This is a genomic window from Rhodothalassium salexigens DSM 2132, from assembly GCF_004341375.1.
Lineage (GTDB): Bacteria > Pseudomonadota > Alphaproteobacteria > Sphingomonadales > Rhodothalassiaceae > Rhodothalassium > Rhodothalassium salexigens.
Map to the genome: position 1 here is coordinate 159,762 of NZ_SLXO01000001.1, position 12,477 is coordinate 172,238.

Annotated in this window: 10 protein-coding genes; 6 read left to right on the forward strand and 4 right to left on the reverse strand. The window is 69.9% G+C overall.

Annotation, left to right across the window (positions count from 1 at the left end; translation table 11 throughout):
* Positions 1–19: 19 nt before the first annotated feature.
* Together gltX and EV659_RS00735 are read right to left on the reverse strand one after the other, a co-directional pair.
* The gene (gene gltX, locus EV659_RS00730; RefSeq protein WP_132706557.1) at positions 20–1,435 is read right to left on the reverse strand and encodes a glutamate--tRNA ligase; all 1,416 of its coding nucleotides are present in this window, start codon (positions 1,433–1,435) and stop codon (positions 20–22) included.
* A gap of 261 nt (positions 1,436–1,696) precedes the next feature.
* Entirely contained in the window at positions 1,697–2,620 is a 924-nt protein-coding gene (locus EV659_RS00735; RefSeq protein WP_132706559.1) for an IS110 family transposase, read from the reverse strand.
* Positions 2,621–2,893: 273 nt separating this feature from the next.
* On the opposite strand from EV659_RS00735, the gene EV659_RS00740 reads away from it, so the two are divergent.
* Positions 2,894–5,116 carry a ComEC/Rec2 family competence protein gene (locus tag EV659_RS00740; protein WP_132706560.1) on the forward strand — a complete coding sequence of 741 codons (2,223 nt, stop codon included), beginning with the start codon at positions 2,894–2,896 and terminating at the stop codon, positions 5,114–5,116.
* A gap of 16 nt (positions 5,117–5,132) precedes the next feature.
* Here the strand turns inward: EV659_RS00740 and EV659_RS00745 are convergent, their stop codons facing one another.
* Entirely contained in the window at positions 5,133–5,804 is a 672-nt protein-coding gene (locus EV659_RS00745; RefSeq protein WP_132706562.1) for an SOUL family heme-binding protein, read from the reverse strand.
* A gap of 269 nt (positions 5,805–6,073) precedes the next feature.
* Here EV659_RS00745 and eno point away from each other — a divergent pair, with 269 nt between their 5' ends.
* Positions 6,074–7,348 carry a phosphopyruvate hydratase gene (gene eno / locus EV659_RS00750; RefSeq protein WP_132706564.1) on the forward strand — a complete coding sequence of 425 codons (1,275 nt, stop codon included), beginning with the start codon at positions 6,074–6,076 and terminating at the stop codon, positions 7,346–7,348.
* Positions 7,349–7,429: 81 nt separating this feature from the next.
* Here the strand turns inward: eno and EV659_RS00755 are convergent, their stop codons facing one another.
* The gene (locus EV659_RS00755; protein WP_132706566.1) at positions 7,430–7,795 is read right to left on the reverse strand and encodes a tRNA-binding protein; all 366 of its coding nucleotides are present in this window, start codon (positions 7,793–7,795) and stop codon (positions 7,430–7,432) included.
* 131 nt (positions 7,796–7,926) lie between these two features.
* Here EV659_RS00755 and EV659_RS00760 point away from each other — a divergent pair, with 131 nt between their 5' ends.
* From EV659_RS00760 to EV659_RS00775, 4 genes are all read left to right on the forward strand, one after another.
* Positions 7,927–8,238: an FtsB family cell division protein gene (locus EV659_RS00760; protein WP_200288105.1), complete on the forward strand. Its 312-nt coding sequence runs from the start codon at positions 7,927–7,929 to the stop codon at positions 8,236–8,238.
* A gap of 230 nt (positions 8,239–8,468) precedes the next feature.
* A complete protein-coding gene (gene pdhA, locus EV659_RS00765) occupies positions 8,469–9,416 on the forward strand; it encodes a pyruvate dehydrogenase (acetyl-transferring) E1 component subunit alpha (RefSeq protein ID WP_420877617.1) in 948 nt (315 codons plus the stop codon).
* Between the two features lie 88 nt (positions 9,417–9,504).
* Complete coding sequence (locus EV659_RS00770) at positions 9,505–10,944, forward strand: pyruvate dehydrogenase complex E1 component subunit beta (RefSeq protein ID WP_132706570.1); 1,440 nt, start codon at positions 9,505–9,507, stop codon at positions 10,942–10,944.
* Positions 10,945–11,048: 104 nt separating this feature from the next.
* The gene (locus tag EV659_RS00775) at positions 11,049–12,449 is read left to right on the forward strand and encodes a pyruvate dehydrogenase complex dihydrolipoamide acetyltransferase (RefSeq protein ID WP_132706572.1); all 1,401 of its coding nucleotides are present in this window, start codon (positions 11,049–11,051) and stop codon (positions 12,447–12,449) included.
* Positions 12,450–12,477: the final 28 nt, after the last annotated feature.

Genomic DNA, 12,477 nt, shown 5'->3' on the forward strand with positions numbered 1-12,477 from the left:
CACCCGCCATGCCGGGCAGTCAGCCGGCCGCGGCGTCGCGCAGCCGGGCCAAGGTCTCCTCGCGTCCGAACACCGCCAGCACCTGAAACACGCTCGGGCTGACCGTCGTGCCGGTGACCGCGGCGCGAACCGCCGGGGCGACCTTGCCGACCTTCAACTCTTCCTCCTCCGCAAAGGCCCGCACGGCAGCGCCGAGCGCGTCTTCGTCCCACGTCTCGACCGCATCGAGGCGCGGGATCAGCCGCCCCAGCATCGCCCGGGCGGTGTCGTCCAATTGGCGCGCCGCCTTGTCGTCCGGGCTCAGCGGGCGGCGGCCGGTATAAACCGTCGCCGCCTGGGCCAGATCGACCAGGGTCTTGGCGCGCTCCTTCAGCCCGGCCATGCCGGCGGTCAGGCGTGTGCGTTCCCGGTCATCGATCTTGCGATCGATATGGGCCTCAAGGGACGGCGTGACCAGGGTCAGCAACCGGTCGTCGTCGCTGGCCTTGATATAATGGGCATTAAGGCTTTCCAGCTTGGCGGTGTCGAAGCGCGCCGCGCCGCGTCCAATGGCGTCGAGGCGGAACAGCGCCTGGGCCTCGTCGCTGGAGAACACTTCCATGTCGCCATGGCCCCAGCCCAGACGCATCAGATAGTTGCGCATGGCCTCGGGCAGGAAGCCCATGTCGCGATAGGCTTCGACGCCGAGCGCGCCGTGGCGCTTGGACAGCTTCTTGCCGTCGGGACCGTGGATCAGCGGGATATGCGCGAACACCGGCACCGCCCAGCCGAGCGCCTGGAACAGCTGGCTTTGAATCGCCGCGTTGGTCAGATGGTCGTCGCCGCGGATCACGTGGGTGACGCCCATGTCATGGTCGTCGACCACCACCGACAGCATATAGGTGGGCGTGCCGTCCGAGCGCATGATGATCAGGTCGTGCAAGTCGCTGTTGGGCACCGTGACCCGGCCTTGCACCGCATCCTCGATCACCGTCTCGCCGTCGAGCGGGCAGCGAAAGCGGATCACCGGCGCGACGCCCTCGGGCGCCTCGGCCGGGTCGCGGTCGCGCCAGCGGCGGTCGTAGCGCCACGGCTTGCCGGTACCCTCGGCGGCGGCGCGCATGGCGGCCAGCTCGTCCTGGGTGGCGTAGCAGCGATAGGCGCGGCCCTCGGCCAACAGGCGCTCGGCCACCTCGGCGTGGCGGTCGCGGCGGCTGGCCTGGCTCACCGCTTCGCCGTCCCAGTCAAGCCCGAGCCAGGTCAGGCCGGCGAAGATCGCGTCCTTGGCTTCCTGGGTCGAGCGCTTGAGGTCGGTGTCCTCGATGCGCAACAGAAACTTGCCGCCATGGCCGCGGGCGAACACCCAATTGAACAGCGCCGTGCGAGCGCCTCCGATATGCAGGAAGCCGGTGGGCGAAGGCGCGAAACGGGTAACGACGGACTGTTCCTCGGTCATCGTACTGCGATATACTCTTGAATTGTCGGGATCCTGGCGGTTTGGCGGCGCCTGCGTTCCCGGCGCGTTGGACTGGCCGGTGCGTGTCGCCGCCGGGGCGTCCTAGCACAGCCCGGACGATGAAACAAACGCCGCGGTGCAGCATGTGTTGCCGAAATCCGGTGTTTCTCAAGACTTTTCGCCATTATTTCGTGTTTTCAATAGTTTAGCTTTGTGGTTCCCGGATACCGCATCGGCCCCAGGGGGCAACTGTGTTCAGGGTTAGAGGCGAATGGGCTCCCGATGTCGGATCATGGCGTTGAGTATGACGAGGAGCTGTCGGGCGATGGCGATTAGAATGGTCTTTGGCGCTTTGCCAGCGGCCCGCATGCGATCTCGCATTGCGATGAGGGTTGGGATCCGGCGCGAGGCGCTTAGGGCTGCGATGTAGAGGGCTTCGCGGACCTTGCGTCGGCCGCCCCAGATGCGTCTGGTTCCGCGCCAGGTTCCGCTCTCCCGCGGGTGCGGTGCGAGGCCGGCCAAGGAGGCGATCCGGCGGCGACAGAGGGTGCCAAGTTCGGGGAGTTCGCCGAGAAGCGTTGCCAGCACTGTTGGGCCGATGCCCGGAACGGCGGCGAGCAACCGGGCCTGTTCGGAGAGTTCTTGATTGGCCGCGATCAGGGCGGCGATCGTGCGGTCCATGTTGGCGATGCGTTGGTCGAGGAGCGCGATCATCGCTTCGATCTCACTTAAGATCGCAGGCTGGCCGGCATTGTGACGGCGGACCTTCTCGGCTTTGCGCATTTCAACCAACTGCTTGCGACGGCGCAGGAAGTCGGCCAGCCGCATGCGATCGGGATCGGGTGGCGCCGTGGCTTCGAGGGGTAGCATCCGCCCCATCTCAGCGAGAATGCGGGCATCGACCCGGTCGGTCTTGGCCAGCACGCCGAGAGCTCTGGCGAACTCTCGGGCTTGCCGTGGATTGACCCGCGCGAAGCGAACACCGCGGCTGGCGAGTGCCTCGATCAGGGTGCCGTCGCAGCCGCTCGTCGCCTCGAAGACGACAAGTGCGCCGTCCCCCCAGGATGCGATCCATCGCGCAATGCCTTCAGGCGTATTCTCGATCCTCGCCGTCGCGCCGGACGGCAGGACGTGCGTATCGATCCAGCCGCGTGCGAGGTCGCAGCCGATGACGGTTTGTGGCATGGTTAAGGCTCCTGTCCATGTCGTGCGGGATCGGGGCCAGCCGTCCCAAGCAACTGTTCAGGTTGATCGTTACGTGGAAGGGACCCTTGCTCCCACACGGGCTCATCGGCCCTGGGGGGGGACGGGCTCCCTTCCACACCTGCGATGCTACCTCATCAACAACAGACAGGGGGGGCGAGCCAGGGGCGGTCGGCGTGACCGTTTTCAGACCGTCGCGCCGGGCCCGGATGGCTTGGTCCCCGCTGTCGTCGAGGCACCGCGAACGGAGCGACCATGGCCCAGGGCAGGCAGGGGTTCAGCGCCGCCGACCGGATCGTTGCCGCATTGGCGCGCGATGCGCGGCGCTGGCGCGCCGGGCTGGCCCTGGCGGTGGCCGCTCAGGCGCGGCGGGGGCTGTTATGGGCGCCGGTGGCGCTCGGCGGCGGCGTCGCGGTGTATTTCGCGCTGCCGGTCGAGCCGCCGCTGGCGCTGACCCTGCTGGTCTTGGCGGCGGCGCTGGCCGGGGCGGTCCTGGCCGGGCCAGAGCGGCGCCCGTCGGCGCTGTTGCTGGTGCTGATGGCCGCAGGGCCCGCCGTCGGTGCCTGGCGCACCGCGCAGGTGGCGGCACCGGTGCTGAACCGCGAGACCGGCGCGGTGGTGGTGACCGGGCGGTTGCTGGCTCAAGGCGTCGACGCGGCGGGCGTCCGGCGCCTGACCCTGGCGCCCGACCGGCTGGGCGCGTTGGGCGACGCCGCGCGGCCGGCCCGGGTGCGGGTCTCGGTGCGCACCGAGGCGCCGCCCTTGCGCCCCGGCGACCGGGTGCGCCTGACCGCCGTGCTGGCACCGCCGCCGGGCCCTGCGGCCCCCGGGGCGTTCGACTTTGCCCGCCAGGCCTATTTCGCCCGCCTCGGCGGCGTCGGCTACGCGGTTTCGGCGGTCGAGCGGCTCGACCCGGGCGATCATCGGGCAGGGCGCGCCGCCTGGGGGCCGCGCGGACGGGCCTGGCTTCAGGGCTTGCGCGAGGGCGTGGCCAGCCGGGTCCGCGCCGTGGTGCCCGGCGCCGAGGGCGGCGTGGCGGCGGCCTTGTTGACCGGTCTGCGCGGCGGCATCCCGCCCGACACCGCCGAGGCGTTGCGGGTCGCGGGGCTGGCCCATCTGCTGGCGATTTCGGGGCTGCATGTGGGGTTGGTGGCGGCCGGGCTGTTCTTCACCGTGCGCGCCGGGCTCGCCTTATGGCCATGGTTGGCGCTGCATTGGCCGATCAAGGCGCTGGCGGCGGCGGTGGCGTGGGCCGGGGCGGGCGGCTATGTGCTGCTGGCCGGGGCGACGGTGCCGACGCTGCGCGCCTTTATCATGGTCAGCCTGTCGCTGCTGGCGTTGATGGCCGGGCGGCGGCCGATTTCGCTGCGCCTGGTGGCGGTGGCGGCGCTGGCGATCCTGGTCGCGCGGCCCGAGGCCCTGGTCAGTGCCGGGTTTCAGATGTCGTTCGCGGCGGTGGTGGCGCTGGTGGCGGTCTATGACCGCGCCGGCCCGGCACTCGCCCGCTGGCGCCGCGATGCCCCGCCCGGGCGGCGCTTGGCGCTCTATTTCCTGGCCGTGCTGCTGTCGACCCTGGTGGCCGAGCTGGCGATCGCGCCATTTGCCGCCTACCAGTTCCAACGCCTGGGCTTCTATGGCCTGGTCGCCAACATGGTCGCGGTGCCGCTGATGAGCCTGGCGATCATGCCCTTGGCGCTGGTGGCGCTGGTGCTCATGCCGCTGGGCCTCGACGCATGGGCGCTGCGGCCCATGGGCTGGGCGGTGGGCGTGGTGCTGGACACCGCAGCGGCGGTCGCCGCGTGGCCGGGTGCGGACATCGGCGTCAAGGCGTTCCCCGCCGCCGCTCTGGGGCTGATGGCGCTCGGCGGGTTGGTGGCAGCCTTGGGCGGCCAGCGCGCCCTCATGGTGCCCGCGGTCGGATTGGCGGCACTGGGGCTCGCCTGGGCCGCGAGCGCCGGCCGGCCGGACCTGTTCGTCGACCGCGAGGCGCGGCTGGTCGCCTGGGTCCATGACGGCCGCTTGTGGCTTAGCCACCCGGCGCGCGGCGCCTATGATCGGGAGCAATGGCGGCGGCTGTCGGGGCTCGGCGGCCGGCCGGGCGCGGGCCGCGACCGCGCCATGGCCGACGGCATCGGCCATGGTCTCGACCTGCGCTGCGACCCCTTGGGCTGTGCCGGACGCCTGGACGGGCTGCGGGATGCAAGACCGGGGGGATTTGGCGGCGGGCGCTGGATGGCGATTGCCTTCGACCGGGCGGCGCTCGCCGACGATTGCCGGCGCGCCGACGTTCTGATCGCGCTGGTGCCGGTGACCGGCAGCGCCTGTCCGGCACCGCGTCTGGTGGTCGACCGCACGGCGATCCTTGCCGCCGGGGCGACGGCCATCGACCTCGACGCCGAGCCGCCGCGCCTGGTGACCGCCGCCGGCGTGCGGGGCTTGCGCCCCTGGGTGCAGCCGCATCCGGCGCGGTCGCAGTGACCGGCGCGGGCCTCGGTCAGTCGGTACCGGGTTCCCTGCCGCTGTCGGGCGCGGCGTCGTTTTGCCGCTCGGCCAGTTCGACCATCACTTCGTTGCGTTTCAGAAACGGCGGCGTCCAGGGCGGGTTATAGAAGGCGAAGGTTGGCGGACCGGCGGTGTCGAGCCCTTCGCGCTTGAGCCACGCCATCAGCCGGTCGCGCTTCTCCGCCAGGGTGCTTTCCCAGTTGAAGCCTGAAAAGCGCAGCACCGCCACCCGGCGCGGCTGCAGCCGGCGCAGCTCGACCCGGCGCGAGCGCGGTTTGGGCAGGCTGGCCATGTCATAGCCCGGCGGCATGACGAACTGCACCCGCCAGCGCTCGGTAGCCGCCACGTCGGGCACGTCGGTGGCAGCCGAGGCCGGGCTGGGGGGCAGGCTGGGAGTTTGCAGCACCGGCGCGGTCATGGCGATTTTCTCCGACACCTGGTTGCCGCCGAAGATATAGTCGGCGAGGGCGCGGAAGCCGTCGCCCGCGGCTTGCGAGCGGCCGCCGCGCGCGTCCACCTCGGCGACCAGCAGATCGCCATAGCGGCGGATTTCGATGGCGCCGTCGGCAGCGGTGCGTTCCACGGTATAGTCGGGCGTCGGCGTCTCGGACATGGCACAGCCTGCAAGCGTTGCGACCAGAAACAGCAGAAAAGAAAAGCGCATCGGGATAAACCTCTTTTAACCCTTTCTTCAGGTACGCGGAAAGGGGTGGATCGGACCCGTCGCCTGGCGGTTTTGGCGATGATCGCGCCACGCCCGGGCGTGGCCGCTGGCCTCGGCAGGGTCCTTGAACCCCACCGCTGCGCTGGCTATGACAGAGCGCGCAATCGACGACCGACACGCCGTCTGGCGCACCCTGTCCGGCCCGCGACCTAGAACGACCCCAGAACGACTCTCGAACGACCCCCAACGATCCCAAAGGAGCTTGGCCCATGGCCGCCATCATCGACATCGTCGCCCGCGAGATTCTCGACAGCCGGGGCAATCCCACGGTCGAAGTGGATGTCTTTACCGAAGACGGCGGGTTTGGCCGGGCGGCGGTGCCGTCGGGGGCGTCCACCGGCGCGCACGAAGCGGTCGAGCGGCGCGACGGCGGCCCGCGCTACAAGGGCAAGGGCGTGACCCAGGCGGTCGAGGCGGTCAATGGCGAGATCTTCGACGCGCTGAGCGGCCTTGACGCCGCCCAGCAGGTGGAGATCGACCAGGTGATGCGCGACCTGGACGGCACGCCCAACAAGAGCCGGCTCGGCGCCAATGCGATCCTGGGCGTCAGCCTGGCGGTGGCGCGCGCCTCGGCCGACGGGCTCGGCCTGCCGCTCTATCGCTATCTGGGCGGGCCGATGGCGCGGGTGCTGCCGGTGCCGATGATGAACATCCTCAATGGCGGCGAGCACGCCGACAACCCCATCGACATCCAGGAATTCATGATCATGCCGGTGGCCGCCAGTTCGCTGGGCGAGGCGGTGCGCATGGGCGCCGAGGTGTTCCACACCTTGAAGGGCCAGTTGAAGGACAAGGGGCTGTCCACCGCGGTCGGCGACGAAGGCGGCTTCGCGCCTGCGCTCAACTCGACCCGCGCCGCGCTTGACGAGATCATGGCCGCCATCGCCGGCGCCGGCTACAAGGCGGGCGAGGATATCGTCCTGGCGCTCGACGCCGCGGCGACCGAGTTCTACAAGGACGGCCGCTATGTGCTGGCGGGCGAGGGCGCGACCCTCGATGCGGGCCAGATGGTCGACTATTGGGCCGACCTGATCGACAGCTATCCCATCGTGTCGATCGAGGACGGCATGAGCGAGGACGACTGGGACGGTTGGGCGGCCTTGAGCCAGCGCATCGGCGACCGCTGCCAACTGGTCGGCGACGACCTGTTCGTCACCAACCCTGCGCGGCTGGCCCAGGGCATCGAGCGCGGCGTCGGCAATTCGATCCTGGTCAAGGTCAACCAGATCGGCACGCTGACCGAGACCTTCGAGGCGGTGGACATGGCGCACCGGGCCGGCTTCACGGCGGTGATGTCGCACCGCTCGGGCGAGACCGAGGACAGCACCATCGCCGACCTGGCGGTGGCCACCAATTGCGGCCAGATCAAGACCGGCTCGCTGGCGCGCTCGGACCGGCTGGCCAAGTACAACCAGTTGATCCGCATCGAAGAAGAGCTGGGCACGGCGGCCCACTATGCCGGCCGCGCGATCCTCAAGCGCTGACCCAGACGCACAGCCCGGTCGCCCCGTTTCGGGGCGGCTCGGCGGGCGCTGCGGCCGCGCCACCGGGCGGCGCGCGGTCGGTCAGTGCAGCCGGCTGCCGTCGGGCACCGAATGGTCGGGGCGGACCAGCGAGATCGCGCCGGTGGCGTCGGAAAAGCCCAGAACCAGCACTTCCGACATCCACTTGCCGATCTGCTTGGGCGGGAAGTTCACCACCGCCGCCACCTGGGTGCCGACCAGCGCTTCGGGCGTGTAATGCTCGGTAATCTGCGCCGAGGTTTTGCGCCGGCCGATCTCGGCCCCGAAATCAACGATCAGCTTGATCGCCGGTTTGCGCGCCTCGGGGAAGGGCATCGCCTCAACCACCGTGCCGACGCGGATGTCGACGGCGAGAAAGTCATCGAACCCGATGGTCGACCGGGCGGTGTTGGATCGATCGTCTGCCATTGTTTTCTCCCGCGACTCAATGCTTCTCGCCGCTGGCTGATTGCGGCGGTTCGAGTCGCAATGATCGTTTTCCCGATGGATCGCGGCGTCTTTTCGTTGACGCGGCGATTCGCTTGTGATTCGCTAGGTCCATGATGCGTTTGAGGTCGATCAATCCCCGTTTGGTGCGCGCCCTGCCGGCTGCGGTGGCGCTGTTGGTGCTGGCCTATTTTGGCTATCACGCGCTGCACGGCAAGTATGGCTTTTTCGCCTATTCGCGCCTGGTTGAAGAGCATGCGCAGTTGAGCGCCGAGGCCGAGCGCCTGATGGCCCAACGGCGGGCGTTGGAGGCCAGGGTGGCGCTGATGCGCCCCGACCGGCTGGACGCCGACTGGCTCGACGAAGAGGCGCGCCGTTCGCTCGGTTATCTGCACGCCCAGGACGTGGTGGTCATCGAGCGGTAACACGCTCCCGAACGATCGTTCGGCGCATCGGCTTGCATCCCCGGCCCGGCTCTGTTTTAACGCAATAATAAGAGGCATGGCGGCGACGTCCGCCGGCGTGCCCAGATCCAGTTGGGGACAGTGCCATGGCCAAGACACCCGCCAAATCCGGTAGCCGGGGTTCCGCGTCGTCGCGGGGCAAAACGGCCCGGAGCGAAACGCCGGCGCGCTACGACGCCAGCCATGACGAGATGATGGACTTCTACCGCCAGATGCTGCTGATCCGGCGGTTCGAGGAGAAGGCCGGCCAGCTTTACGGCATGGGTCTGATCGGCGGGTTCTGTCATCTTTACATCGGCCAGGAAGCGGTGGTGGTCGGCCTGCAATCGGCGCTCAAGGACGGCGACCAGGTGATCACCGCCTATCGCGACCATGGCCACATGCTCGCCTGCGGCATGACCCCGCGTTCGGTGATGGCCGAACTGACCGGCCGGGTCGGCGGCGCCTCCAAGGGCAAGGGCGGCTCCATGCACATGTTTTCGGTCGCCCAGGGCTTCTATGGCGGCCACGGCATCGTCGGCGCGTCGGCGCCGCTCGGCACCGGCCTGGCCTTCGCCCAGAAATACAATGACACCGACAATGTGACGCTGACCTATTTCGGCGACGGCGCGGCCAACCAGGGCCAGGTCTATGAAAGCTTCAACATGGCCGTGCTGTGGAACCTGCCGGTGATCTTCATCATCGAGAACAACCAGTACGGCATGGGCACGTCGGTCAAGCGCGCCTCGGGCCAGACCGACCTATACAAGCGCGGCGAGAGCCTGGGCGTGCCCGGCCGGCTGGTGGACGGCATGGACGTGCTGGCGGTGCGCGCGGCGGCCGAGGATGCGATCGCCCATGTGCGCGCCGGCAAGGGGCCGTTGCTGCTGGAACTCAAGACCTACCGCTATCGCGGCCATTCGGTCTCCGACCCGGCCAAGTACCGCTCCAAGGAAGAGCTCAACGAGTATCGCGAGCACCATGACGCCATCGAGATGGTCAAGGCGCAATTGCTCGACGCCGGCGCGGTCGGCGAGGACGATTTGAAGGCGGTCGACAAGGAGGTACGCGGCGTGGTCAACGACGCCGCCGACTTCGCCCAGAACAGCCCCGAGCCCGACCCGTCGGAGCTTTACACCGACGTCCTGGCCGACGCCTGACGGCCCCGCCCGGTGGCCCGCCGCCGGGCCGGTTGCGGCCGGCCGATGGCGCGGACCCCCAAGGCGCCCCTGACAATCGAGAGTGCCCATGCCCAAAGACATCACCATGCCCGCGCTCAGCCCCACCATGGAGGTGGGCACGCTGTCGTCCTGGAAGGTCGGCGAAGGCGACCGGGTCGGCCCCGGCGACGTGATCGCCGAGATCGAGACCGACAAGGCGACCATGGAAGTGGAAGCCATCGACGAGGGCACCATCGCCCGGCTGCTGATCGACGCCGGCACCGAGGACGTGGCGGTCAACACGCCGATCGCCGTGCTGCTGGAGGAGGGCGAGGACCGGAGCGCGCTCGACGGCTACACGCCCGGCGGCGGCGCGCCAGCCCCGGCGCCCGCGGACGCCAGCGCCGAGCCCGCGCCCCAACCGGCTCCGCAATCGCCGTCCCCGGCGCCGACAGCAAGCGGCACGCCCGGCCCGATCCAGACCCCGCAGCCGGGCGAACGCCCCACCGGGGATGCCGACCCCGAGCCCCCCGCCGGCACCAAAATGAAGACGCAGACGGTGCGCGAGGCGCTGCGCGACGCCATGGCCGAGGAGCTGCGCCGCGACGGCCGGGTGTTCCTGATGGGCGAGGAAGTGGCCGAATATCAGGGCGCCTATAAGGTCACCCAGGGGCTTCTGGACGAGTTCGGGCCGAAGCGGGTGATCGACACGCCGATCACCGAATATGGCTTCGCCGGCGTCGGCGTCGGCGCGGCGTTCGGCGGCTTGAAGCCGATCGTCGAGTTCATGACCTTCAACTTCGCCATGCAGGCCATCGACCATATCATCAACTCGGCGGCCAAGACGCGCTACATGGCCGGCGGCGAGATCGGCTCTCCGATCGTGTTCCGCGGCCCCAATGGCGCGGCCGCGCGCGTCGCCGCCCAGCACAGCCAGAACTTCGCCGCCTGGTACGGCGCGGTACCGGGCCTGATCACCATCGCGCCCTACAGCGCCGCCGACGCCAAGGGGCTGCTCAAGGCGGCGATCCGCAACGAAAACCCGGTGGTGTTCCTGGAAAACGAGATCCTCTATGGCGACCAGGGCGAGGTGCCCGACTGGGACGACTGGGTGCTGCCGATCGGCAAGGCGCGCACCGTGCGCCGGGGCGCCGACGTGACCCTGGTCAGCTATTCCATCGGCATCCGCCACTGCCTCAAGGCCGCCGAGATACTCGCCGGCGAAGGGCTGGAGGCCGAAATCATCGACCTGCGCACGATCCGCCCGCTCGACATCGACACCGTCGTGGCGTCGGTCAAGAAGACCAACCGGCTGGTGGTGGCCGAGGAAAACTGGCCGCAGTTCGGCGTCGCCTCGGAGGTGTCGGCGCGGGTCATGGAGGCGGCGTTCGACCATCTCGACGCGCCGGTGTCCCGGGTCGCCAACGAGGACACGCCGACCCCTTACGCCGCCAATCTGGAGAAGCTGTGGGCCATTGACGCCGAGCGCATCGTCGCCGCCGCCAAGGCCGTTTGCTACCGGGACTGAGGCTCAAGGCGGTGCGGCGCGCGCCCCGTGCCGTTGCCGCGCTGACGCCGGCCCCAAGACGCCCGACCCACGCCGCCCGCCCGTCGCCCAGGGAGTGACCGAGGATGCCCATCGAAGTTTTCATGCCCGCGCTGAGCCCCACCATGGAGGTGGGCACGCTGTCGTCCTGGCAAGTGAAGGAGGGCGACAGCGTGGCCCCCGGCGACGTGATCGCCGAGATCGAGACCGACAAGGCGACCATGGAGGTGGAGGCCATCGACGAAGGCACCGTCGGGCGCCTGCTGGTCGCCGCCGGCACCGAGGACATCCCCGTGGGCCGGACCATCGCGCTGCTCCTTGAAGAAGGCGAGGACGCCGGCGCCCTCGACGGCTACGACACCGCCGCCGGGACGCCCGGTGGTCCGGGCGCCGGCAGCGCCGCGGATGGGCGGGGCGACCAGAACGGGCAGGGCGACCGACCGGCCCAGGCCGAGGCGCCCGCCGCTGTCTCGTCCGCGTCCTCACCGGCCCCGTCGCCCGCCCCGGTGGCGGACGACACCACCACCGCAGGGCCAGCGCCCACCGACCGCCGGGGCCGGCGGGTGTTCGCCTCGCCGCTGGCGCGCCGGATCGCCCGCCAGCGCGGCGTCGACTTGGCGACACTGACCGGCAGCGGCCCGCGCGGCCGTATCGTCCGCGCGGATGTGGAGGCGGCCGAGCCCGCCCAAACCCAGCCCGCAGCGGCCGAGGCCGGGCCCGCTGCGGCGCCTGCGCCGGCGGCCAAACCGGCGGCCGGGGAGCCCGCCGACGCGATCCTGCCGCCGCCCGCCGGCGTGCCCTATGAGGAGGTCAAGCTGTCGGGCATGCGCAAGGTGATCGCCCGGCGCATGACCCAATCGAAGCAGACCGTGCCGCACTTCTATCTGACCGTCGACGTGGGCCTCGACGAGCTGCTGGCGACGCGCAAGGCGCTCAACGCCAAGCTCGACGCGCGCGGCGTCAAGCTGTCGGTCAACGACTTTCTGATCAAAGCGTCGGCGCTGGCGCTGGTCCAGGTACCCGACGCCAATGTGCAATATGCCGGCGACACGCTCTACAAGTTCACCCGCGCCGACATCTCGGTCGCCGTGGCGGTCGACGGCGGCCTCATCACGCCGGTGATCCGCGACGCCGGCACCAAGGGCCTGGCGACCATCTCGGCGGAGATGAAGGACCTGGCGGCGCGGGCGCGCTCGGCCAAGCTGGCGCCCGAGGACTATCAGGGCGGCACCTTCTCGCTCAGCAATCTGGGCATGTTTGGCATCCGCGAGTTCGGCGCGGTGATCAACCCGCCGCAAGGCGCGATCCTGGCCGTGGGGCAGGGCGAACGCCGTTTCGTCCCCGACGCCGACGACCAGCCGGTGGCGCGCACCATGATGACCGTCACCCTGGCGGTCGACCACCGCGCGCTCGACGGCGCCATCGGCGCGCAATGGCTCGCCGCCTTCAAGGCGCTGGTGGAAGACCCGATGATGATGATGGCGTGAGGGGCACCCCGCCGCGGTGCTGAGGCGG